The 24,521-nt window shown below is 50.5% G+C and carries 21 protein-coding genes; 5 read left to right on the forward strand and 16 right to left on the reverse strand.

What is annotated here, in order from left to right; all coding sequences use genetic code 11:
* The 13 genes from QZ310_RS12560 to QZ310_RS12620 form a co-directional block, all read right to left on the reverse strand.
* The coding region (locus QZ310_RS12560; protein WP_297073381.1) for a response regulator at window positions 1–349 on the reverse strand (349 nt) is incomplete at its 3' end.
* A gap of 231 nt (window positions 350–580) precedes the next feature.
* The gene (locus tag QZ310_RS12565; RefSeq protein WP_297073383.1) at window positions 581–1,258 is read right to left on the reverse strand and encodes an ABC transporter ATP-binding protein; all 678 of its coding nucleotides are present in this window, start codon (window positions 1,256–1,258) and stop codon (window positions 581–583) included.
* 310 nt (window positions 1,259–1,568) lie between these two features.
* Window positions 1,569–3,881, reverse strand: coding sequence for an FtsX-like permease family protein (locus QZ310_RS12570; protein WP_297073385.1), 2,313 nt, complete (start codon window positions 3,879–3,881; stop codon window positions 1,569–1,571).
* A gap of 280 nt (window positions 3,882–4,161) precedes the next feature.
* Window positions 4,162–4,968, reverse strand: a complete 807-nt coding sequence (gene kdsA / locus QZ310_RS12575; RefSeq protein ID WP_297073387.1) for a 3-deoxy-8-phosphooctulonate synthase — start codon at window positions 4,966–4,968, stop codon at window positions 4,162–4,164.
* Between the two features lie 157 nt (window positions 4,969–5,125).
* Entirely contained in the window at window positions 5,126–5,845 is a 720-nt protein-coding gene (locus tag QZ310_RS12580) for a 16S rRNA (uracil(1498)-N(3))-methyltransferase (RefSeq protein WP_297073389.1), read from the reverse strand.
* Window positions 5,842–7,173 carry an MFS transporter gene (locus QZ310_RS12585; protein ID WP_297073392.1) on the reverse strand — a complete coding sequence of 444 codons (1,332 nt, stop codon included), beginning with the start codon at window positions 7,171–7,173 and terminating at the stop codon, window positions 5,842–5,844. Before QZ310_RS12585 ends, QZ310_RS12580 begins: the two co-directional genes overlap by 4 nt.
* Window positions 7,174–7,261: 88 nt before the next feature.
* Complete coding sequence (locus tag QZ310_RS12590) at window positions 7,262–7,876, reverse strand: bifunctional nuclease family protein (RefSeq protein ID WP_297073394.1); 615 nt, start codon at window positions 7,874–7,876, stop codon at window positions 7,262–7,264.
* A gap of 22 nt (window positions 7,877–7,898) precedes the next feature.
* Window positions 7,899–8,981, reverse strand: a complete 1,083-nt coding sequence (gene mnmA, locus QZ310_RS12595; RefSeq protein ID WP_297073397.1) for a tRNA 2-thiouridine(34) synthase MnmA — start codon at window positions 8,979–8,981, stop codon at window positions 7,899–7,901.
* Window positions 8,982–9,007: 26 nt separating this feature from the next.
* The gene (locus tag QZ310_RS12600) at window positions 9,008–9,517 is read right to left on the reverse strand and encodes a DoxX family protein (protein WP_297073399.1); all 510 of its coding nucleotides are present in this window, start codon (window positions 9,515–9,517) and stop codon (window positions 9,008–9,010) included.
* A 60-nt stretch (window positions 9,518–9,577) separates the two neighbouring features.
* A complete protein-coding gene (locus QZ310_RS12605; RefSeq protein ID WP_297073401.1) occupies window positions 9,578–10,465 on the reverse strand; it encodes a DUF5106 domain-containing protein in 888 nt (295 codons plus the stop codon).
* A gap of 188 nt (window positions 10,466–10,653) precedes the next feature.
* The gene (locus tag QZ310_RS12610; RefSeq protein WP_297073405.1) at window positions 10,654–11,073 is read right to left on the reverse strand and encodes a HEPN domain-containing protein; all 420 of its coding nucleotides are present in this window, start codon (window positions 11,071–11,073) and stop codon (window positions 10,654–10,656) included.
* Window positions 11,070–11,390 carry a nucleotidyltransferase domain-containing protein gene (locus QZ310_RS12615; RefSeq protein ID WP_297073407.1) on the reverse strand — a complete coding sequence of 107 codons (321 nt, stop codon included), beginning with the start codon at window positions 11,388–11,390 and terminating at the stop codon, window positions 11,070–11,072. The genes QZ310_RS12610 and QZ310_RS12615 overlap by 4 nt, the downstream gene beginning before the upstream one ends.
* A 74-nt stretch (window positions 11,391–11,464) precedes the next feature.
* Window positions 11,465–12,688 (reverse strand): pitrilysin family protein, encoded by a 1,224-nt coding sequence (locus QZ310_RS12620; protein ID WP_297073409.1) that lies wholly within the window; start codon window positions 12,686–12,688, stop codon window positions 11,465–11,467.
* Between the two features lie 134 nt (window positions 12,689–12,822).
* On the opposite strand from QZ310_RS12620, the gene QZ310_RS12625 reads away from it, so the two are divergent.
* Window positions 12,823–15,441, forward strand: a complete 2,619-nt coding sequence (locus tag QZ310_RS12625) for a valine--tRNA ligase (protein ID WP_297073412.1) — start codon at window positions 12,823–12,825, stop codon at window positions 15,439–15,441.
* A 117-nt stretch (window positions 15,442–15,558) separates the two neighbouring features.
* On the opposite strand, the gene QZ310_RS12630 is transcribed toward QZ310_RS12625, so the two are convergent.
* Window positions 15,559–16,110 carry a DJ-1 family glyoxalase III gene (locus tag QZ310_RS12630; protein WP_297073414.1) on the reverse strand — a complete coding sequence of 184 codons (552 nt, stop codon included), beginning with the start codon at window positions 16,108–16,110 and terminating at the stop codon, window positions 15,559–15,561.
* A 311-nt stretch (window positions 16,111–16,421) separates the two neighbouring features.
* Between QZ310_RS12630 and QZ310_RS12635 the strand changes: the two genes are divergently transcribed.
* Entirely contained in the window at window positions 16,422–17,441 is a 1,020-nt protein-coding gene (locus tag QZ310_RS12635) for an FAD:protein FMN transferase (protein ID WP_297073416.1), read from the forward strand.
* A gap of 25 nt (window positions 17,442–17,466) precedes the next feature.
* Here QZ310_RS12635 and QZ310_RS12640 read toward each other — a convergent pair whose 3' ends face one another.
* Window positions 17,467–17,985, reverse strand: a complete 519-nt coding sequence (locus QZ310_RS12640) for a hypothetical protein (RefSeq protein ID WP_297073418.1) — start codon at window positions 17,983–17,985, stop codon at window positions 17,467–17,469.
* A gap of 12 nt (window positions 17,986–17,997) precedes the next feature.
* Window positions 17,998–19,002: an AAA family ATPase gene (locus tag QZ310_RS12645; protein ID WP_297073420.1), complete on the reverse strand. Its 1,005-nt coding sequence runs from the start codon at window positions 19,000–19,002 to the stop codon at window positions 17,998–18,000.
* A gap of 1,278 nt (window positions 19,003–20,280) precedes the next feature.
* On the opposite strand from QZ310_RS12645, the gene QZ310_RS12650 reads away from it, so the two are divergent.
* The 3 genes from QZ310_RS12650 to QZ310_RS12660 all read left to right on the forward strand — a co-directional run bounded on the left by QZ310_RS12650 (window position 20,281) and on the right by QZ310_RS12660 (window position 24,375).
* Window positions 20,281–22,368, forward strand: a complete 2,088-nt coding sequence (locus tag QZ310_RS12650; protein ID WP_297073424.1) for a prolyl oligopeptidase family serine peptidase — start codon at window positions 20,281–20,283, stop codon at window positions 22,366–22,368.
* A gap of 253 nt (window positions 22,369–22,621) precedes the next feature.
* Window positions 22,622–23,557, forward strand: a complete 936-nt coding sequence (locus tag QZ310_RS12655) for a hypothetical protein (RefSeq protein WP_297073422.1) — start codon at window positions 22,622–22,624, stop codon at window positions 23,555–23,557.
* Window positions 23,558–23,646: 89 nt separating this feature from the next.
* A complete protein-coding gene (locus tag QZ310_RS12660; protein WP_297073423.1) occupies window positions 23,647–24,375 on the forward strand; it encodes an MBL fold metallo-hydrolase in 729 nt (242 codons plus the stop codon).
* Window positions 24,376–24,521 lie beyond the last annotated feature (146 nt).

The raw sequence follows: 24,521 nt of genomic DNA on the forward strand, positions 1-24,521 counted from the left end.
GGGTTTGGAGGAGGCGGGCGTTGTTCCAGGGTTTGGAGATGAAATCGACGGCTCCTTCCTTGAGGCCTTGGACGGCGAGTTCGATTTCGGCGTAGGCGGTGAAGAGGACGACGGGCGTTGTGGGGGAGATGCGCCGGATTTCACTGAGCCAGTAGAGGCCTTCGTTGCCGTTGGTGACGGGGGAGGTGAAGTTCATGTCGAGGAGTACGCAGTCAGGGGTTTCTTCGCGCAGGAGGGAGGGGATGCGCGAAGGTGAGGTGGTGGTGATGACGCGGTCAAATTTTATCTCGGCAAGGAGTTTGACTGCGGCAAGGACCGAGCGGTTGTCATCGACGACGAGAAGGGTCATTTTTTAAGTATAAAGTAGTAAGGATGAAGGGTAAATTTTTTAGTTGTCAGTTGTCAGTTGTGAGTTTTTAGCTTTTAGCTTTTGGTTTTTGGTTTTTAGTTTTTAGTTTTTAGTTTTTAGAGGGGGGTGGGATGATAAGGGGAGGACTAAAGGGGCTTGGGCGTTATGAACCATGCATCATGAATTATGCATTATGAATCCTGCATTATGCATTGTTTTGATGCAAATCTACTATTTTTCGCGGACTTGGGCAACTATGGAGCCGTCGAAGAGGTGGACGATGCGTGAGGCGTAGGCGGCGTCGCGGTCGGAGTGGGTGACCATGACTATGGTGGTGCCTTCGCGGTTGAGGGTCGAGAGGAGTTCCATGATTTCCTGTCCGTTGCGTGAGTCAAGGTTGCCGGTGGGTTCGTCGGCGAGGATGAGGGAGGGGCGGGTGACGAGTGCGCGGGCGATGGCGACGCGTTGCTGCTGTCCGCCGGAGAGCTGCTGCGGCAGATGGCGTGAGCGATGGGTCATGTTGACTTTGGCAAGCATTTCGTCTACGCGCTTGCGGCGTTCCGATCGGCTGAGGCCGAGGTAGGTGAGGGGGAGCTCGACGTTGTGGGCCACATCGATTTCGTCGATGAGGTTGAAGCTCTGGAACACGAAGCCTATGCGGCCTTTGCGCAACTGTCCGCGTTCGCGTTCGCGGAGTCCGGCGACTTCTTTGCCTTCGAAGGTGTAGCTTCCGGAGGTGGGGTTGTCGAGGAGACCGAGGATGTTGAGGAGGGTGGATTTGCCACATCCGCTGGGACCCATGATGGCAATGAATTCGCCGGGTTTGATGTCGAGGTTGATTCCGTTGAGGGCGACAGTCTCGATTTCGTCGGTGCGGAAGGTTTTTGAGAGGGCGGAGGTTTTTAGCATAGGGAGTTTTTAGTTTTTAGTTTTTAGTTTTGAGGGGATAGGGCTTAAGTCAAATAGGGCTAATAAGCCTAATAGGGCTAATAGGGCTAATAGGGAATAAGCCCAATAGGCCTAATAAGTCAAATAGGCCCAATAGGGGCGGAGGGAGGCTGGGAATTTTTAGGCTATTGGTCTTATTAGGCTTATTAGACTTATTAGCCCTATTGGGCTTAGCCTTATTAGACTTATTAGACCTATTGGGCTTATTTCCTATCAGGCCTATCAATCAAGCCTCCTAAATCTATCAGCCTTAGCCTCTTTTTCCTTTCTTTTACTCTGCTTTTAGTCTGTTGACGGGGTTTTCGTTGGCGACGCGGAGGGTGATTGCGAGGATGCAGGCGGTGACGAGGATGAGGACTGCAAGGGCTGCAAGTAGATACCACAACCAGAGGTGTGGTGCGGTGACGGTGAAGTTTTCGAGCCAGAGATGGCCTATGTAGGCGGCGCAGAGTGTGCCTATGGCTATGGCGGGGATGGCGATGCGGAGAACGTCGGCGAGGAGTAGGTTGACAATGTCGATTGCCTCGGCTCCGTTGACCTTACGGATGGCAATCTCCTTGCTGCGGCGCTGGACTTCGTCGCGCGAGAATCCAACGAGTCCCATCAGGGATATGAAGATGAGCGCTATGGCTGCAACCATTGTCGAGGTGCGGAACATGCGGATGTCTGAGTATAGCTCCCGTGCCACATCTTCCAATTTGATAGGATTGAAATCGTAACGCGGATAGGTCTCCGCCAGGAAATCGGTAAATCGAGTGAAGTTTTGGTCGAATGGCTCTTTGAGGCGCAGAGTGATGCTCGGCACACGGTTTCCCACCGAAGAAAGGCATATCGGGGTGATTTCATTGGTGAATCCGCGGAGGACATAGTCGTTGACGAGACCGACAATCCTGGAATTTTCGCCATTGCTGCCACTGACCTTGACGGTTTTGCCGATTGGGTCATCGAGGATGCCATAACTGCGGGCAAACTCTTCGGAGACAATAATCTCATCGTCAGCCTCAATCTCACGCCCCTTCAACAGGGTTATCCCGAGGAGGTCGAGGTAGCCTTTCCCGACCCACTCGCTTCGGGTGTTGAAGAGAACGGCGTTTCCATTTTCCGAATAGACCATCTCGCCGGAATATCCCCAGAGAGGCATGGTCTCGGAGGTTGAGAATTTTTCTATGTACGGCAGACTCCGCAGGGTTGATTGAAACGATTCATAGTCAAAATTGTAAGGCATGGAGATGTAGGCGAGGCGGTCATAGTTGAAACCCATATCGCGGTCGAGGACCTCGCGGTATTGCATACTGATGACCACGAGGAGTGAGCAGATGAACGAAACTCCGGCGATCTGGACGAAGAGCAGGCTGCGTTTCCATGCGCTGTTGCGCTCGGTGAAGCGGCGGAACACCTGGGTGACCGGGATGCGCGAGAATATGCGCCCCGGAAGCAATCCGCCGACGAGGAAGAAGAATGCAAGCAGCGAGAGCGGTACCCAAAGCCTTCCGGTGGCAAAGATGTCGGAAATCGAGATGCCGAGCGTTTCATTGACAAGGGGTTCGAACAGAAACAGAAGTGCAATCATCAGGACGATGGAACACAGGAGTATAATGACTGTTTCCCACAGGAACATCCCCATGATTGTCACGCCTCCGGCTCCGGAACATTTGTGGACACCGATTGACTTGGCGCGGCGGCTGAGCGAGGCTATAGTGATGAGGACATAGTTCAGGGTGGTCATGAGCAGCAGTGACAAACCGAGAATCCAGAGGATGAGGTTCATGCGCTTTACGGACTCAAATTCGAGGTATGTCCGGCCTATGGACTTGGCTATTACGACTGTCTTGTATTCATCCGAATCCGGGACATGGGTCTGATACATGGCATTTAGCCGGTTGTTTATCTCCTCTTCGGTCAGCTTACTGCCGGGTTTCATGCGGAAATAGATGGGCCAGTTGTCGGCTCCTCTCCATTGCCGGCGGTTTTGATATATTTTTGACGAGGGTTGTGACAGAAGTCCCTCCATTCTGTTGACCGTAACGTTTTCGGGAAGGTCGCGGAACACCCCACTGACCGTCACCGAGCCTTCCCCGTCAAATGTCAGGGTTTTGCCGATTGGGTTCTCGTCGCCGTAGAGCTGCCGTGCGGTCGATTCGTTGAGATACAATGTATATGGTGTGGCGAAATCGACGCTTGGATTGCCGAGAATCACCTCCAGTCCCAATGTTTCGAAGAAGAGTGAATCGGTACCTATAATACGGATGTCTATGCGGTGTTCACCGTTAAAAAGATCCGGGAGGCCGATGCGTCCTATTGCAGTCGCTGCCACGATTTCATCACCGAGCGCTTCAATGGCTCCCTCGGCAAGTTTGCCCGGACAATTGCTGAACGGTCCCATCGGTTGGCCATTGATTTCGTATTTCATAGAAATCTGATAAAGGTTGTCGCGGTCGGGAAAGCAGGTGTCGTAGCTGTAATTGTAGTCCAGACGGCAGAACACGAGGATGCTCACGAGAAGCCCGACGGCCACGGAGATAATCTTGATGGCGTTGGCTCCCTTCTGGGCGAGCATGGAGTGGAGGATGTAGTAGAGTTTCACTGTGATGAAGTCTTTGAAGTTTGTTGTACTGCAAAGATAGTGTGGAAATTTGCGGTTTTTATGTATTTGGTTGTAGTATAGTAATTTGGCTGTCCGGATGAAATGCAAATGTGTAAATTATTTTGACAATCCACTGAATTTTGACTGAGGGGAAGGGCACATAACGACATAAGGGCATAAGAAACAAAATTTTTATCATGCTGACCGGGTCATAGATGGCCGATTGATGATAAACGTTTGTTTCTTATGCCCTTATGTCGTTATGTGCCCTTCCCCTTTGTCAGATGCTGTTGACGGCTTCGCGGAGGATGCAGAGGCGGCGGAGGAGTTCGGGCATTTGGTCGAGCGGGAGCATGTTGGCTCCGTCGCTCTTGGCTTTTGACGGTTCGGGATGCGTCTCCATGAACAGACCGTCGACACCAACGGCCACACCTGCGCGGGCAATAGTCTCGATGAGGTCGGGACGACCGCCTGTGACTCCTGCCGACTGGTTTGGCTGCTGCAGTGAGTGGGTCACATCGAGGATGACCGGAGCACCGAAGCGTTGCATCTCGGGTATTCCACGGTAGTCGACAATCAGGTCCTGATAACCGAAACTAACGCCACGTTCGGTGAGGGCTACGTTATTGTTTCCGGCATCGCGCACTTTTTGTAGGGCGAACTGCATGGCCTCGGGGGAGAGGAACTGTCCTTTTTTGATGTTTACGGCCTTGCCTGTGCGGGCTGCGGCGACGAGGAGGTCGGTCTGTCGGCAGAGGAAGGCGGGAATCTGAAGGACGTCGACAAATTCAGCAGCCATTGCTGCTTCGTCGGCAGTATGGATGTCGGTCACAACGGGCACTCCGAAGGTCTCGCGGACTTTGGAGAGGATGCGCAGGGCTTCATGGTCGCCGATGCCTGTGAATGAATCGAGACGCGAGCGGTTGGCTTTGCGGTAGGAGCCTTTGAATACGTAGGGAATACCGAGCTTTGAGGTGGTTTCAACGAGCTTTTCGGCTATGTCAAGAGCCATTTTCTCGCCTTCAATCACGCAGGGACCTGCGAAAAGGAAGAACATTGGCTGAGAGCTATATTCGGAGAACAGCATTGTTAGTATAGAGGGATTTTTAGTATAGAGGGTAAAGTATAGAGTATAGAGGGATAAGTCTAATAGGGCTAATAGGCCAAATAGGTTTTTGGGGACAGCTTATGAGCATTATGCATCATGAATTATGCATCAAGAATCCTGCATCATGCATCATGAATTATGTATACTGCATTAATTTATCGTCAAGGATGTGGCAGGCGGAGAGGGCGTAGAGGGCGGCGGTTTCGGTACGGAGTCGGTTTGAGCCGAGGGTGACGGGGCGAAAACCGGCATCGAGTGTCATCTTGATTTCTGACGGTGAGAAATCCCCTTCCGGACCGATGAGGATGAGGGTGTCGCGTCCGGCTTCGTAGGTCTGGGCAAAATCCACGCGGGGAATGGACGGGTCGCAGTAGGCTACGACACGCTGTGCGTCGGGCATAATTTTTATAAGCTCGCGCAGCGGAGTCATGGGCATTATGGTCGGTAGGGTCGCCTTCAATGACTGTTTCATGGCCGAGACCGCTATTTTTTCAAGACGCTCGGTCTTGATTTCCCGGCGTTCGCTGCGTTCGCAGAGCAAGGGGATGATGGTGTTGACACCGACTTCCGTCATTTTCTCCACAAGCCACTCCATGCGGTCGAGGTGCTTGGTCGGGGCAACGGCGACGGCGAGTTGCTGAGTCCAGGGGAGTGGCATTGGGGTGGATGAGATGATTTCTACGGCTGCATGTTTGCGGTGAGCATCGGCGAGACGGCAGGTATATGCCGTCCCGCGTCCGTCGATGACCTGCAGTTCGTCACCCTCGCGCATACGCAGCACTTTCACTGCGTGGTGCGAGTCGCTTTCGGGGAGCTCAAGAGTCTCCGTGATGTCAGGGGCAAAAAATTGTATCATTCGTCGATCATTCCGTCGGCACCTGAGTTGACGGTGTCAAGATCCTTCTTGACTTCCGTGGCCGATGGTTGCTGTTTGCTGTCTTTAAAGATGAACATGAAGAGAACGGCTACGACAAGCGCGTATGCCGCGAAGATAAACCATGAGGTCTCCCAGCCTGCGTGTTGTGCTTCGGGAGTGGTCTGTGAGAACACAAAGTGGTTCACGATGCCCTGCGCGCAGAGAGTTCCGACGGTAGCACCGATGCCGTTGGTCATTATCATGAAAAGGCCCTGGGCACTGCTGCGGATGTCTTTGGTCGTTTCCTGGTCAACATAGAGTCCGCCTGACACATTGAAAAAGTCAAAGGCGATACCATAGACGATGCAGGAGAGGACGAGGAGCCAAAGGCCGTCGCCGGTGTTGCCGAGTCCGAAGAAACCGAAGCGGAGCACCCATGCGAACATTGACATGAGCATCACACCTTTGATGCCGAAGCGCTTCAGACAGAAGGGGATGAGGAGGATGCAGAGGGTTTCGCTCATCTGCGAGAGGGAGATGAGGGCGTTGGCGTTGTGGGCACCCCATGTGTCGGCAAATTCGGCAATCTCCGAGAAGGAGGTGATGAAGGTGTTGCCGTAGCTATTGGTAATCTGCAGCGACACGCCGAGGAGCATACTGAATATGAAGAAGATGGCCATGCGCTTCTGTTTGAAGAGCTTGAAAGCCTTCAGCCCAAGGACATCGGAGATGGAACTCTTCTCGCCTTTCTTGACCGGACATGACGGGAGGGTCAGCGCGTAGGCTGCGAGTATGAAGCTAAGGACGGCTGAGGTGATGAGCTGCCATGCATTGGTCTGGAACTGGGTGAAGTTGACGAAGAGCATGGCGCAGATGAAGCCGACAGTTCCGAATACACGGATGGGCGGGAAATGCTTGATGGTGTCGAGCCCGGCACGGTTGAGAGCGTTGAACGCCACGGAGTTGCCGAGGCCGATTGTGGGCATGAAGAATGCTACCGAAAGGGTATAGAGGCTGAACAGCGGGCCGAATTCTACTTGTGAGGTGGTGAGACAGTAGATGCCGGCAGCCGCCATGAAGCATCCGGCAAGGATATGGCAGAGGCTGAGCATACGCTGTGCCTGTATGTAGCGGTCGGCAAGAACGCCGATGACAGCAGGCATGAAGAGCGACACGATGCCCTGCACCGTGTAGAACCATCCGATCTGTTTTTCAAGGCCGATGGAGTAGAGGAAATTGCCGAGCGAGATGAGGTAGGCACCCCATACGCCGAACTCCAGGAAGTTCATGAGGGCCAGACGTAGTTCTATGGGTCGGATTTTAATCATGGCAAGGTAGTTTTTTGTGGTATGTTAGTTTCAGGAATATATGTATAGATTCATGTTGAAGGAATGTGGCGATACTGATATGGGAAAGCTATTGTTCACCGCGTTTGCGTTTGATGATGTCGGCCACTCGAGCCGCCTCCTCATATTCCTCGCGCTCAATCAGTTTCTGGAGGGTCTTTTCGAGTTCCTCGATGGCATAGTTTTCCAGACGGGGTTCCCGATTGGCGGTCATGGAATCCTCTTCGGAATCAGGCTCGTGGTCACCATCGCCCTCTTCCTTGATTTCCATCTCGAAACCTGTTTCATCAAGAATTTCCGGAGTGGTGAAGATTGGCGCGCCGGTGCGCATGGCGATTGCGATGGCATCGCTCGTGCGGGAATCAATGGTGACGGTGCGCTCTCCGTCCGAGAAAGTCATTTCCGATGAGAAGATGCCGTCCTCGAATTTGTAGATGAACACCTCTTCCAGTTTTACGCCGAAAGCATGGGCAAAACTGACGAAGATGTCGTGGGTCATGGGTCGTGGAGGGGTGATGCTTTCCATTTTCAAGGCAATGGACTGGGCCTCGGCGGCTCCGATAACCACCGGTATGCGATAAGGGCCGCCCACCTGCGCGAGAATCAGAGCGTAGGCACCGGCTTGTATCTGGCTGTAGGAGAGACCCATCACTTTGAGTCTTACTCTGTCGTCGTTTTCTGCCATCTGGTTGTGTTTTGGTCAGACACTACATTTTCATAACGTTTCGGCCGGTGATGATGCCGCTGCCGTAACATAATTTAGCATCGCGGTCATAGATGACGCCGAACTGCCCCGGAGCTATGCCCTGGACGGGGACGGCTGATTCTATGATATATTCTTTCCCCTCGATACGGCTCAGACGTGCCGGAAGGAAGTCGGGGGAATGGCGGTTCTTGAATGTGATTTCCACTTCGTTGCAGTCTTCCGGCCAGGGGTCGCGTGTGATCCAGTGCATTTCATCGAGGTGGAGGAGCTTGCCATACTGCTTTTCAGTGTCGTAGCCCTGCGAGACGTAGATGACATTGTCGTGGACATTCTTCTTGACCACATACCAGGGGCCTCCGCTCAGTCCGAGTCCCTTGCGCTGGCCGATGGTGTGGAACCAGAAGCCACGGTGCTCGCCGAGCTTGCGTCCGGTTTCAAGCTCGATTATCGGGCCGGGACGTTCGCCGAGATGACGACGGATGAAGTCATTGTAGTTGATTTTTCCGAGGAAGCAGATGCCCTGGCTGTCCTTGCGGAATGCGTTGGGCAGCCGTGATTCCACAGCAATCTCTCTCACTCTCGCTTTGGGGAGCGACCCGACGGGGAAGATGAGATGGCTGAGCTGGTCGTAGGAGATGCGGCAGAGGAAATCGGTCTGGTCCTTCACGCGGTCCACACCCGTCCCGAGATAGACGAGGCCGTCAATCTCATGGGTAGTGGCATAGTGGCCGGTTGCCGTTTTATCAAATTCGTGGCCCCAGCGCTGTTCAAAGAACCCAAACTTGATCATCTTGTTGCACATGATGTCGGGATTGGGGGTAAGACCCTCGCGGACAGTGCGGAGCGCATAGTCCATCACATTGTCCCAGTATTCCTGATGAAGCGACACGACGTCGAACGGCAGGCCGTAGAGGCGGGCGATGTAGGTACACATCTCAATATCCTCCTCAGCCGAGCAGTCGCCCTCGCCGTTGTCAAGGCCGATGCGTATATAGAAAAGGTGGAGGTCATGACCCTCGTCGAGCAGTTGCCTTACTGCCACAGCGCTGTCGACTCCTCCTGAAATCAATACTGCAATTTTCATAGAGCGGTATATGGTGGGGTTACATGTCAGACATCCTCAAGTTCCTCTTCCTCGTATTTGCCCTTTTGAGCGATGATGTAGAGCGAGATGAAATAGTCGAGGGAGATTTTACCGGCTCCGGCTATGAGGATGTAGATGTATATTCCGATGAACATGATGGGAAGGTAGCCCGGATCAGTGCTGTCGAGACCGTAGACAGGGAGGTTGGGGACCATGTCGTGGAGGATGTAGTATTCAGCCGCGATCATCGCGCAGATTGGCGGGATGACACTGAGGCGCGTCAGGAATCCCATCATTATCAGCAGCGAACAGACAAGCTCGATGATAATCATGATGATAAGCGAACATTCCGACGACATGTTGAGCACCGTCGGGAATGAATTGCAGAGTTCGCTGTAGTTGACCAGATGGCGTATGCCGAACTGGAGGAGCATGACCCCGACAAATAGGCGCATGAAAAGGCGCGCAAGGTTGGTGTAGGTATATCCGGTCAGCTTTATGAAGCAGTTGACGGGGGTTGAATTGTACCAGCTCATGATCTAATGTGATTCGTTGTTGCCTGTCGCTAAATTTTGATGGATTTGAGGTGGATGCTATCAGCGTTTCTTAAGCTGACGCGCCACGTCGAGCACCTGGTTTATGTCGAGGTGCTTGAAGCGTATGTTGTGGTTCTTGTCCAGAATGTAGAATTCCGGAGTACCGAGACGCAGGTCGATTGTCATGTCGGCATCCGGATTGGCGCCTACGACCCATGTGGCCGGGTAGGACGCCACGGCCTCTTTCCATTCGGGTGTGGGTTCGGTCAGAGAGATGGATACGACTTTCGCCTTCCCTTCATTGATAAGTTCGGTCATTGATATGTCGGCATCGAGACGGATACGGGCGAGATTGCAGTCGCTGCAGTCAGGATCGTTAAAGAATACCACTACTACCTGAGCCGAGTCATTGTCAAGGTTTCCGGTCTGTCCTTCGCGGGTAGTGTAGGGTAGGGATGGTGCCGGGAAACGGGCAAGAGAGTTCTTTAGAATTTTCTCCTGATGGGCGAACCGGGCCTTTGATGCCTTGTCGATGCGCTTGTTGGAGGCCACTGCATGGGCGAAGGGCAGATAGAGTTCGTCAATCCATACTTCAGCAGTGTCGCCGTAGAGCAGATTCTCCGCACACTCGGCCATGAAAAGCTGGTCGGCAGGCTGCTTCTCGAGTGCTTTATTGAAGCGGACCACAGATGCGATTGCAGAGTCGGGAGTGGCATTTTTCAGCACTGAAATGTAGACGTTGAATTCCTGGGCCATCTTCGCTTTGGCAGAAAAAGCTTTCTTCAGATCACAGAAATCCCAGAAATGCCGTGCGAGATAGTCGCAGCGTTTCTGAAAGATGTTGATAGAGTCCGGAATGAGCGGATAGGGGAAATATGTATCGGCCTTTGCTCCGAAACTGATGCCTAAGCAGAGCAAAAGACCAAGTAAAAGACCTTTGATTTTCATTATTTTCCGTTAAAGTGATTTTTGCAATCACAAAGATAACCAAAATCTCTCAAAAAAGAAAATAAAGTTTGAATAGCCATCCTAATCCATCTATGATACAGTGTGATATTGGCAAAAATGGCCCCTAACCGGATATGATTTCCTTTGATTGATTAAGCTAAAAAATATGCCCCTTTGGATTGCACTTTTCAATCCTTGTTTCCCGAGGATTTAATCAGAATTTTTAATGCATTGATAAACTCTTCAGTTTTGGGCCTTAAATCGTTGTAAAGCTCTGCATCACAATAAACAAAGTCCTCATAATCGCCAGACTGGCGGTTTTCGAAAAGGCTCATGAAGATTTTCCCATATACAGGGGATAGAAGTCCTTTGCGGATGAAATTCAATGACAACATGCTTTTGACTCCTGCATGAGTGGAACATTCCAGACCGTATGCAAGCATGAGAGCTGATGCAGCGTAATAAGCTGCATAGTAAAGCCGGTTTACTCCGGTATTAAAATACTTCCCCTTGGCATTGTAGTCAGCTTCTTCCAAAGTTTCGGTTGCCCTTTGAAGACGATAGTCTATTAAAGCGTTACGGGATTCAGGATCAAGGATGGTTGTCATATTATTATTCCTTCGTTCATAACGTTGCAAGTGAATGGCGTTCGGCGTTGCTCCCACATGCTTTTTAGTAGGATAAGTGGAGAAATCATGACATTGCGGGCCAGTTCAATCTCATAAAGCCTGTCGAAGATTTCAAGTTTGCGTTTGGCAAAAGATTTTTCTTTTGAATTGTTGTCAGGAAGAAGAACAAGGATGTCGAAATCAGAATCCTCGCGGGCAGTCCCACGGGCTTCCGAACCATAGAGGATAGTTGTTGCATCAGGTGCAATTTCCTTCATGGCTTTCGATATCATATCCACAATCTTTGGTCTACGCATGAATTATTGTTTTTGCAAATATACAACTTATTCTTTTTCAACCCAAAATAAAGCGGAATGTTTATTCCGAGATGTCACTTCAAGGTCAGTCGGGAACTGTGGCGGAGGGCTTGGGCGGCAGAGAGGAGACTCTCGGGGGTGATTGTGTTGATGCCTTCAATTGTCTCGCTGAGTGTGCGGGCATAGCCACGGTAGAGCACACTGCGCCCCATCGAGATGGCTACTTGTTCGGAGTTGACAGAACCGACTGTCAGTTGACCGATAAACTGTCGCTTTGCCGCTTCGAGTTTCCGCTCGGAGATGGCTGTGTCGGTGAGCGAGTTAATGACGCGCTCCGTCAGGCGCAGACATCGCTTCACGTCGTCGGGATCGCAGCCGAAATAGATGGTCAGCAGGCCGTTGTCGCTCATCAGTGAGGTTGATGCGTCGATACTGTAGACGAGTCCGTAGCGTTCGCGCAGTGCCACGTTGAGGAGCGAATTCATTCCCGGACCTCCAAGTATGTTGGCAAGCAATGCAACGTCAAGACGCCCCGGGTCGAGAAGCCCTGGAATGCGTGTCCCGATGATGGTATGAGCCTGGAACGACTCGCGGGAGTCATTTATGCGCTCGAATGGGGCGTTGACCGGAGGAACCGCACGGTCAAGAGCGGTGTCGGGGCGGGTCAGTCCTCGGAAGTATTTGTCAGCGAGATTGAAGACCTTATCAGGGTCGGTCAGCCCGGAATAGAAAAACACCATGCGACCGGGTGTGAAGCGCTCTTCAAGCCAGCGCCTGCAGTCGGCCGACGTGAAGCGGGCCAGTGATTCGCGTGTGCCGAGGATGTTATGGGCAAGAGGTGAGCCTTCATACACAATCTCTTCGAAGTCATCGAATATCGCATCCGAAGGAGTGTCGAGATAGGTGTCAATCTCCTCGCCAACCACGAGTTTCTCTTTCGATAGTTCGGTGTCGGGGAAATTGGCATCAGTCACCATCTCGGCAATCAGCGCAAGCGCGCGGTTGAGGTGTCCGGCAGGAAAAGTTGAGTAGATAGCTGTCTCTTCTTTGGTCGTATAGGCGTTCAGTTCGCCCCCGACGAGTTCCATGCGGTCTCGGACGTAGGCGGCTTTGTGACTGCCTGTCCCTTTGAATATCGTATGCTCGACGAAGTGGGCGAGGCCGTGCAGCTCGGGGCCTTCGTCGCGGCTGCCCGCGTTGATGATGACTCCGCAGTGTTCGACCGGGAGACTTGTGGCACGCGCAACGAGGCGCATACCGTTGGAGAGTGTGGAATATCTGATTGAAGTGTCTGTCATGTCGGAAGGTAAGGATGCTCCTTGATTCGGGGTGCAAAATTACAAAAAATCCATCCTAACTCTCAGCGGGTTCGGTGAAATTTTGTAATTTTGCACATTATTTAAAATACAACCACTCATATCACCGATATTTTATGGAAGAATTAGCCACGAAATATGATCCCCGTGCAGTGGAGGACAAATGGTATGCCTATTGGGTGCAGCACCGCCTCTTCCACTCCGAACCCGATGCACGTGAACCCTACACCATAGTGATTCCGCCGCCAAATGTGACCGGTATCCTACACATGGGCCACATGCTCAACAATACCATTCAGGACATCCTCGTGCGTCGCGCACGTCTGATGGGTAAGAATGCCCTCTGGGTGCCCGGAACTGACCATGCAGCCATCGCAACCGAGGCAAAGGTCGTCAACAAGCTCGCGCAGGAAGGTATCCGCAAGAGCGACCTCACCCGAGAGGAATTCCTCCGTCACGCCTGGGAATGGAAGGAGAAGCATGGTGGCATCATCCTTGAACAGCTCAAGAAACTCGGTGCTTCCTGCGACTGGGAGCGCACGGCCTTCACTATGGACGACATCCGCTCGAAGAGCGTCATCAAGGTGTTCGTCGACCTTTACCGCAAGGGCCTCATCTACCGTGGCAAGCGTATGGTCAACTGGGACCCCAAGGCAAAGACCGCACTTTCAGACATCGAGATTGTCTACAAGGAAGAACATTCGAAGCTCTACTATCTCCGCTATAAGATTGTCGGAGAGGAGGGCTATGCCATCGTGGCAACCACCCGTCCCGAGACAATCATGGGTGACACGGCCATGTGTATCAATCCCGCTGACCCGAAGAATCAGCATCTTCGCGGCAAGAAGGTGATTGTTCCTCTGGTGAACCGCGAGATTCCTGTAATCGAGGATGACTATGTCGACATTGAGTTCGGTACAGGTTGCCTCAAGGTGACTCCGGCCCATGATATGAACGACAATATGCTCGGTGAGAAGCATGGTCTTGAGACAATCGACATCTTCAACGATGACGCTACCATCAGTGAGGCTGCCGGAATGTATGTTGGCATGGACCGTTTCGCTGTCCGTGAGCAGATTGCCAAGGATCTTGAAGCCGCAGGCCTTATCGAGAAGATTGAGGACTACGAGAACAAGGTCGGTTATTCGGAACGTAATCAGGACACAGTCACTGAGCCGCGTCTCAGCGAACAGTGGTTCCTCAAGATGCAGTCGCTTGCCGAACCGGCACTCAAATCAGTTGATGAAGGTGTAATCAAGTTTGTCCCCGACAAATTCAAGGCTACCTACGACCGCTGGCTCACCGACATTCGCGACTGGTGTATCTCGCGTCAGCTCTGGTGGGGGCACCGTGTGCCCGCGTGGTATCTCCCCGACGGCGATTTCGTGGTTGCCGAAGATGCCGATGAGGCTCTCCGTCTTGCTCAGGAGAAGAATCCCGCGCTCACTGCCGCCGATCTCCGTCAGGATGAGGACTGTCTTGACACTTGGTTCTCTTCATGGCTCTGGCCTATCTCGCTCTTCAACGGTATTCTTGAACCCGATAACGAGGAAATCAAATACTACTATCCCACATCTGACCTCGTGACAGGTCCGGACATCATCTTCTTCTGGGTTGCCCGAATGATTATGGCCGGATATGAGTTCATGGGCAAGCAGCCGTTCAACAACGTCTACTTCACCGGTATCGTCCGCGACGAAATCGGCCGTAAGATGTCAAAGCAATTCGGCAACTCACCCGACCCCCTCGAACTCATCGCCGACTACGGTGCCGACGGTGTCCGCATGGGTATCATGCTTTCAGCTCCTGCCGGCAATGACATCTTCTTCGATAAGAAACTCTGCGAGAATGGCCGTAACTTCTGCAACAAGATCTGGAATGCCTTCCGTCTCGTCAAGGGTTGGGAAGTAGACCCGACAATCGAACAGCCCGAAAGTTCGCGTAAGGCTGTCGAGTGGTTTGAGGCCAAACTTTCGGAAGCCGTGGCTGAAATCAACGATTCGTTTGATAAGTTCCGTATCTCGGAAGCTCTCATGACTGCTTACCGTCTCTTCCGCGACGAATTCTCGTCATGGTATCTTGAGATGGTCAAGCCCGACTATCAGAAGCCTATCGACCGCGAAGGATATGAGGCTACCATCCGCTTCTTTGATTCGCTCCTCCGTCTGCTCCATCCCTTCATGCCCTTCATCACCGAAGAACTTTGGCAGCACTTAGGAGACCGCCGCGAGGGTGAGTCAATCATGTATGCTTCGATGCCTGTTGCCGGTGTGCCCGACGCGAAGATTCTTGCCGAGATGGAGATGGTCAAGGAAGTAATCAACGGTGTGCGCGGAGTCCGTGCCCAGCGCAACATTCCTGCCCGCGATGCTCTGCAGCTTAATATTGTCAATGCCTCTATCCCGATGGAGGCCGTGGCTGTCAAGCTCGGCAATCTTTCAGGCATAGCTACGGTTACTGAGAAGGATCCTGCTGCCGCATCGTTCATGGTAGGCACAACCGAGTTCAACATCCCTCTGCTCAACAATATGGATATCGAGGCAGAAATCGCCAAGCTTACCAAGGAAATCGACTATCTCCGTGGCTTCAAGGCTTCGGTAGAGAAGAAGCTTTCCAACGAGCGCTTTGTAAATAATGCTCCCGCAGCGGTTGTCGAGGCCGAACGCAAGAAACTCTCCGACGCTACTACGAAGATTGAGGCTATCGAGCAGACTCTCGCAGCCCTCAAAGGCTAATACGCGGGCGTAGCGACAGTCAGATACATAAAAAATCAACAGACTTATTTTCCGTCATCATTGTAAGACCGGAAGATAAGTCTGTTGATTTTTTAATGCGTTTGCAATTGCCTGTAACTACAGGAGAATTCCTTCGGCGACCTTGTCGGCTGCGTCCTGGCCTTTAAGAGCCTCGATAATCGAGAGGGCGAACGGGATTGCCGAGGAGGGGCCGTTGGCGGTGATGACGTTTCGGTCGACTACCACACGCTGATTCTTGTGGTGTGCTCCGCCGGCGGTCACGCCTTCTTCGAAACCGGGATAACAGGTGGCCTCATATTCGTCGATGATGCCGAGGGGCGCGAGGACAACAGCCGGAGCTGCGCAGATGGCTGCTATTTTGCCTCCGGCCTTGTGCTGCGCGCTCAACAGACGACACACGCGGGCATTCTCGGCCAGATGTTTAGCACCGGGCATTCCGCCGGGAACGATATACATGCGCGCACCCTCGGGACAATTTTCAAGGAGTATGTCGGCTGCGACTTCAATATTGTGTGCGCCACGAACAGCAAGTGTCGGGTTGATTGATACGGTCTCAACCTCAATGCCGGCACGGCGGAGAAGGTCTACTGTGGCGAGGGCTTCGATTTCCTCGAAACCATCGGCAAGAAATACATAAGTTTTTTCCATATTAATTATATCTTTGTTTGCTGTTTGTTCAGCGTTCGAATTATCGATAGTTTGTGCGTTTGCCTTCGGGCGGCATAAGAAGTAAGTGAATAATGCCACGACAATCGGAAAGAGGAGTACCAAATGCTTTTTCATCCTAAGTGAATTTGAAGTGTGTGAAATTATTGTTAGTTTTTAGTAGAGTAAACATAACGGCGCACAACCCTGATGCATGAATCCGATTGTCGCTTAACTTATAACACTTCATAAGGGCAAAAATATTTATTAATTCTGAAATTTTTCAGTAAATTTGAAGAAAATTTATTATAAATATGAAAAATTTGTCTTTGAAAGATGTTTTTCTTGCACTTTCGATTTCGTTTTTCCCCCTATTATTCATTGGATGCGGTCAGCGTCAGAACTACCGTTCTTTGCAAGGAAGCGTGTGGCATACCACCTATAATATAATATACAACTCACCTGTCGATCTTCGTGATTCAGTCATTGCGGTCATGAAGCAGGTTGAGATGTCGCTGTCGCCATTCAACGACAGTTCGCTGATTTCACGCGTCAACCGTGGAGAATGTGTAGTGGCTGATTCACTTGTCAGACGTATATTTCTTGCATCGCAGGATGTCAACGTTAATAGTGCCGGACGATTTGACCCGACAGTCGCTCCTCTCATCAATCTCTGGGGCTTCGGCTATCGAAATTCCGGAGTGGAACCGACGCAGGAGATGATAGACAGTGTCATGTCTACCGTTGGAATTTCCGAGTGTTCCATTGATTCTGCAGGGTGTATCATCCGCAAGACACCGCAGACTGAATTCAACTTCTCGGCTATTACCAAAGGTTACGGTTGTGATCTTGTCGGGGAGATGTTCCGGCGTAACGGTTGCTCAGATTTCATGGTTGAGATAGGAGGGGAGATAGCGATGGGCGGCAAGAATTCCCGTGGAGATGACTGGCACATAATGGTCGATGCCCCGATTGAGAATGACACCACGGTCGTCCATTCGCGCATGGCTGTAATGGCTGTGACGGACTGCGGAGTGGCCACCTCTGGCAATTACAGAAATTTCAAACAGACTTCAACCGGACGCGTCTGGCATACAATCAGTACGGCTGACGGTCGACCGGCCCATACCGACTTACTGTCGGCGACTGTCATAGCTCCATCGGCAATGCTCGCCGATGCCTACGCCACAGCCTGCATGGCAATGCTTGCCGACAGCGCTGTCGCAATGCTATCAAGGGTCAATGGAGTTGAAGCACTCCTCGTCACGATGGCTACATCCGACTCCACCTACAATATCCGGACAACCCCCGGCTTCCCCGAGATACAGAAGTGACCAACTTGCAGGATGATGTGCAGTTTTATGCTTTCTTGCAGGTGCCGTAAGTCTTTGAAAAATTTCGTTCCCATGCTGCCGGATTGACAGCGGAGACAGATTCAATGAAATGGTGTTTCCATCGTGCAGGAATTTTGTCAGGAGTGGTGTTGCGGAGCAATGTCAGAATTTGCAGGAGCATGGCGTCGTCCAGGGTGATCAAGCATATAAAGTGACATGGTTTGTCAACTTTGTCTTCACAAAAACGATAGAGCCATGTATCACGGCATTTGCGTGTCAGATTTGAGACGAGTGTCGCTGTCGGATTCTCCTTGTGTCCACATTCCTTGCATTTCTTCTTAGGAGCGTAGTCCGCCGCACCGTTTTTCGGGTTTTTGATTTCGATGAAAAGGTGGCGATCCGGCAGTTCCACCATTATATCGACGCCCATCATGGCGTGGGAAGCCCCATGGAAAGTCGGAAGAGACTTATTCTCTTCGTCAAACTTGAATACATTGATTGCTTTAGGAAAATCGAAGGTAAAGCCGTCAGTGGTTATTTCCATTGGCACCGGTGTTTAGAAATTGGAGAGCTGTCTGTCAAGAATATCTTCGTAGGCTTGTCGGATTGGATTACAGGAAAGACCGGCAAGGGTGTCGGACGATTCATGGCTGATGCCATTATCAGTAAGGCAAAGCGAGTGGTATGAGATTTTGTCATCCGTCTCTGCCGCCATCTCGAATTCCTTAAGAAGTACATAATCATGGGTTGCTATGAAAATCTGCACCCCCATGCGCTGAAGTTTCAGCAGTACTTCCACAACCTTTTTTGCAAGTTTAGGATTGAGATTGGCCTCCGGTTCATCCCAAAACAGGATGCTTCCGCTTGTAAGAGAGTCGTTAATAATTAAGGTGTATAGGAGGCCGAGCTTTCTAAACCCTTCGGCAAGGAGGGGGAATTCCAATTCGCCGCTACTGTTTTTAAGATAAAAAGTCTCATTTTTCTCAATGACTCTGCCGGAGATTGCATCACTGAGGATTTTCAGCAGTTCACGACGAGCCATAGTCGGTTTGCCTTTGGATGGTGGAATCAGCGCGCGGTCGATTATATCGGCATATATTTCTTCATATCCGATGTGCTTTTGGTTGTATAGCGAACGGAAGCCGGGAGCGTTGGCAAGCATGTCCTTGACGGGGATGTATGTTGCAGGATTTCGCTTGTCCTCGCTCCATCTGCGTTTCAGCGATGTGGCTGCGGAAGATATTTTACATGAGATCATGCGGTCCTGCTGCTCAGGTGTGTCATTGTCGTTACGACGGTACACCTCAACTTTCCCGATGCTTCGCCCCTGCGATCTGTGGACTAACCTTGATATTGAATTCGGCCGGAATACGGCGGTGAGTTTTTGGTCAAATGTGCGATCCTCCTTCTCGTCTATCATGCAGCAGGCTGAATAGAGAGCTTTCATCACATGGGTCTTGCCGGAGCCGTTTTCTCCGATAAGAATATTAATTCCTTTTGAGAATTCTATTTCTGTGCGCGTAAAGGCTGTGAAGTTCTCAAATTTTATTTTTGTCAGCATGGGCGAAGGGTTGATTCAGGTTGTTCTTATATGTGCAAAACTAAGGAAAAATTGGATAAATGCGAAATATCTGCTTTATAAACTTGGGATAAAATGCTTTTAACACTTTTAATTAACATTGTTAAAAGCGCGGAATGAGAGCCTTTTCGCATCGATTTTATGTTAAACAACATGTTTTTATGGCATAAATTCAAGAAATAGCCCTAACTTTGCAGCGTATTCGATTGTTTATTAAGTGACGCAAGTCAAAAGGGAAGTCACTCCGGAGACCATAGAGATGGGCCGCTTCCACGGAGGCTTCACCAAAGGTAAAGATTGTTTTTAATAGGTTTAATTTAAAAATTCTGCAACTATGACCAACATGTTTAAGGTTCTCAAGGCAGATGTTCACCACATCCTCCGCTCACTCGGCGAGCGTGACTGCTTCCGCACAACAGGCGACTGCAGCCTCCGTGATTACGACGAGATGAAATGAGCCACGGAAAAGTACTTGTAAAGGCGTAAGTTAATCACGGCGCCTTCAGTTGGAAATTTTAATTATTCCCATGTATGTTTAACTTTTAAAATGAACGCATTATGAAAGTAACAAAAATGGTAAAGAAAGCCATCGAGTGGTATTGCGAATCAGCAGCCCTCATGTATCGTGTAAATGACAGCGAACACTACCACGAGATTTGATAGAATCCGGTAATGTAGACATCATTTCACAGATAACAATGGGACATTGAACGCCAATGGAAATGACTCCGAGCCGAAAACCGGCAATAGTGCCGAAAAAGCCCCCGACGTTCAGACCCGTCCCGATTTTTTAAGTCTATCCACAGACAAAATCTCATAATATTCAGAAAAATGGAATCGCACTTCCCAATCAGGGGAAGAGCGATTTTGTCATTTTATACGGTCAATCTGAAAATCCGGTTAAAAGAGATACAGACGAACAAGATAGACAAAAGCAACAGACGTGTAATTTGTTTGAGATTAATCTGTTGTATCTTCTGACCTTCCGGCTTTATGTGCCTTTCTGATATTTACGAATTTCAAGCACTGTAATTACAATCTGAGCCGTTTTATAGGGTTTGTGCATCAATCGTGATGGCGTATGGCGGGAATATGCCATCGGCTCGGAATTTTCTTAAAAATAATGAAGATTACAGTGTGGATTGGAAATAAAGTACTAATATTGGAAATAAAGTATTAATTTTGTGGGAATAAGTCACATTTCTTCAATAATCTCTTATGTCAATCTCACGCAATTTAGCCTATTCGCTCATGACCACTATGGCTCTTGGCACTCTTGGCAGCTGTTCGCAGCATAAGCAGCTTGCCTATCCCGACGCGCCGTCCGACGGCACAGTCGACACTATTTTCGGTATGGTTGTCCCCGACAATTACCGTCCGCTCGAAAATGATACCGCTGCCGAAACGCTCAAATGGGTGGAGGCTGAGAATGCGGTGACCGAAGCTTATCTCTCTCAGATACCCTTCCGCTCGAAAATCAACTCACGTCTGACCGACCTTAACAACTATCTTAAGCGTGGTCTGAGCTACCGTGACAACGACGGAATGTTCTATTTCTATGAGAATGATGGTCTTAAGAACCAGTCTGTCCTTTATCGCAAGCCGACTCTCGACAGCGAGGAGCGCGAGGTGTTCCTCGACCCCAACAAACTTAGCGATGACGGAACTGTGGCACTCACAGGCGTGTTCCAGTCAAAGGATGGCAAATATACAGCCTACACTATCAGCCGCAGTGGCAGTGACTGGACCGAAATCTATGTGATGGATACAAAGACCAAGGAACTGCTTCCTGACCACATCAAATGGGCTAAGTTCACAGGTGCATCGTGGGATGGCGATGGTTTCTACTATAGCGCCTATCCTGTCCCTGAGGAGGGTAAGGAGTTCTCCAACGCTAACCAGAACCACCTTGTATATTACCACAAGATTGGTACTCCGCAGTCCGACGATACTGTCGCTTTCAGCGACCCCGCACATCCCTTCCATTTCCACTCGGCCGATGTTGCTGAGTCGCAGCCTGTTCTCTTTGTCAGTGTAGGAGGTCAGGGTGTCGGCAACGAACTCAAGGTCCGCAAAAATGGTGCATGGGTGACAATGGCTCCGACACAGGAATACAGCAACGGTGTTATTGATGTCATTGACAACAAAATCTATATCCTCACCTCCTATGGAGCTCCCAAAAACCGCCTTATGGTTGCCGACCTTGCCAATCCTTCAATCGAGAACTGGAAGGAACTCGTTCCGGAGGCTGAAGGAGTCCTCTCATCCGCACAGTTCTCAGGCGACAAGCTCTATCTCACCTACGAGAAGGATGCTGCCAACCAGGTTGCCATCTATGACATGAACGGAAAGAAAGAGGGCGACATGAAGCTCCCCGGCTACGGTTCGGTCGGTCTCTATACCGAGCGCAAGCATCCCGAGGATGTTTTCTACACCTTCACTTCTTTCACATCACCTTCCGCACAATATGCCTACGATGCAAAGACCGGCGAGAGCCGTCTGCTCTTCCAGCCTGAGATTAAGGACGTGAACTTTGACGAATATGTTACCGAGCAGGTATTCTATCCCTCGGCCGACGGTACGAAGGTGCCTATGTTCCTCACCTACAAGAAGGGCCTTGAGCGCAACGGAAAGAATCCCATTTATCTCTATGGTTACGGAGGCTTCAACGTGTCGCTCACTCCCGGCTTCTCCGCCAACCGCATGTTCCTTCTCGAAAACGGTGTCATCTATGCGCAGGCCAATCTTCGTGGCGGTTCCGAATATGGCGAGGCATGGCATGAGGCCGGAACCAAGATGAACAAGCTGAACGTCTTCAACGACTTCATCGGTGCAGCCGAGTATCTCATCAAGGAGGGCTGGACTTCTCCTGACTATCTTACGATTGAAGGTGGCAGCAACGGCGGTCTGCTTGTCGGTGCAACGGTCAATCTCCGTCCCGACCTTTTCAAAGTTGCTATCCCCCGTGTGGGTGTGATGGATATGATGCGCTACCATCTCTTCACCATCGGCTGGAACTGGGCCTCTGACTACGGTACAAGCGCCGATTCGCCTGAGATGGCCAAGTATCTCTTCGAATACTCACCCATCCACAATATCAAGAACGACGGCACTCCCTATCCCGCAATCCTCGTGACCACCGCCGATCATGACGACCGCGTTGTTCCTGCCCACTCGTTCAAGTATGCCGCAACTCTTCAGGCTTCGGATACCGGCGATGCTCCCAAGCTTATCCGCATTGATTCCAAGGCCGGACATGGTGCCGGTAAGCCCGTTGCAAAGGTGCTTGAGGAATACACCGACATGTATTCATTCATGTTTGAAAATCTTGGCATCGAACCGAAGTGATAATGCTCTAAGCTTCAAGGAACTGTATTAACTCGACAAAAGAGATACAAAAGCACAAAAGAGCATAAGAGACAAAAGAATTTTGTAATAAAGGATATAAAGGTAACTCTCAATCTTACAAAAAAATATATCTTTTGTTTCTTATGCACTTTTTTACTTCTGTATCAAAAAAACAGAAATATTGAAGTATGATACAGCTCCTTGAACTTTGACCGACTCTGATTTCTAACTACTCTCCTTCTTGACAAGCGAAATGAACACATATTCCCGGCTTAAAATTCTACCCGCAATACTTCTTACCATCTTTCTCACAGCCTGCTTCACCGGCGTGGAATATACTCCGCGTGTGAGTGAACGGGATGTGAAGCGTGAAAACATAATAACCACTCCCGAGGATACCTTTCTTGCTAATGTCAGCGACGAGGGCCTCGCGGAGTGGAGGCCGGGTAAACGCTTCAGGGTGACTGACGATAAGATACGCCTGATATTCGGTGCTACCGCTTCGCCCTACGATTCACTTGCGGGAAAGACCCTCGTATTTACTGAAGCCAAGGAGGCTCCTTCGATTGTCGGCACTTCGGTGACCGATATAAGTTTTCGGACAGAGCCTGACAACGGACGAGTGTTTGTCTATCGCATCAACCGTCCAATCGCAAAGGTGATGCAGCAGTCGTCACTCTCGATACCGTTTACAATTCAGGAGAGTCTGGTTGATGAGGCCCGTGAGCTTATGGACGGACAGCGTTATTATATCCTTACCCGTACATGGCGCGACGATACGGACAATTCCGTCAACGGGCGCCAGTTTGTGCCTGTCACCATCGACTCAGTGACTCCGGGCAATGACATTTATCCCATCAAGGTCTCGTTTACGGATGAGAAGGGGACTTCTGCAAGGGCATTTCTCCATCCCGGTCCTCGTGGCTACACACCGCGTTCGTTTCCGGCGTTATTCTCCTTTACCGATCCCCGTCTGAAATACCCCTCGATAACCGACAATATGTGGGAAAAGATTGTCAACGGAAAGGTTGCGTTGGAAATGACCCGCGAAGAGTGCCGTCTTGCGCTCGGTGTTCCGCGTGAAGTAGACCGTGGTGCTGACAATGCCTTCATACGCGAGGTGTGGATGTATGAAAACGGTATCTATCTCGTTTTTGAGGACGGCATATTGAAGATGTATCGCCATTGAACAGTGTCGCCCGGCTCTGTGTTAAATATATGTTGAGTAATCAATGACAAACCGATTCGTAAAACATATATTAATAAACATACAGAGCTATGATTACCGTAACATATCTTGACCACAGCGGGTTTGCAGTCACAACCCCGCAGGCCGTCATGGTGTTTGACTACTACAAGGATCCAAACCGCAAACTTGAAAAAGTGTTGAAGGACAATCCCTCGAAGGATGTCGTCTTCTTTGTGTCCCACCATCATCCCGACCATTTCAATACATCAATATTCGAACTCGCACAGGAGCGCAAGCGCACATACGTCCTCTCCAACGATATTTTCTCAAAGATCGTTCCAAAGAAGGGCATATCTGTCGCATGGATGTCGGCCGGCGATGTGATTGATCAGATTCCCGGAACAAAGGAGGTCAGGGCCTTCGGTTCGACCGATGCCGGTGTAAGTTATGCCATCACACTTCCTGATGGTGAAGTCATTTTCCATGCCGGTGACCTCAATGACTGGCATTGGAGCGAGGAATCCACCAAACGTGAGATTGAGGAGGCCGAGGCGAAGTTCAAGACAATCGTGAACCGCATTGCCGAAGCTATTCCTGAAATCAAGATTGCGATGTTCCCCGTGGATGCCCGCATGGGTGCTGATTTTGCCAAGGGAGCTGAAATCTTCCTTGAAAAAGTCAAGGTCGACAATTTCTTCCCGATGCACTTCTGGGGAGAGCCGCAGAAGGCATGTGATTTCTCATCCTACGTTCCCGCAGGTCTCGCCACCAAATGCTACTGCCTCGACAAACCCGGCTTCAGCGTTGAAATCCGCTAAAGCGGTTTAGAGATAAAAATACAAGAATCCATAAATTACCTAAAAGAGTTTATTTAGGTAATTTATGGATTCTTGTATTTTATGTTTTCAGAACTATTCGAGGGATTTATTCTGAGATCTGCTGGGAGGCGGGGACTGCGACGGGG

Origin of the sequence: uncultured Duncaniella sp. (assembly GCF_910577345.1) — a bacterium.
Taxonomy (GTDB): domain Bacteria; phylum Bacteroidota; class Bacteroidia; order Bacteroidales; family Muribaculaceae; genus Duncaniella.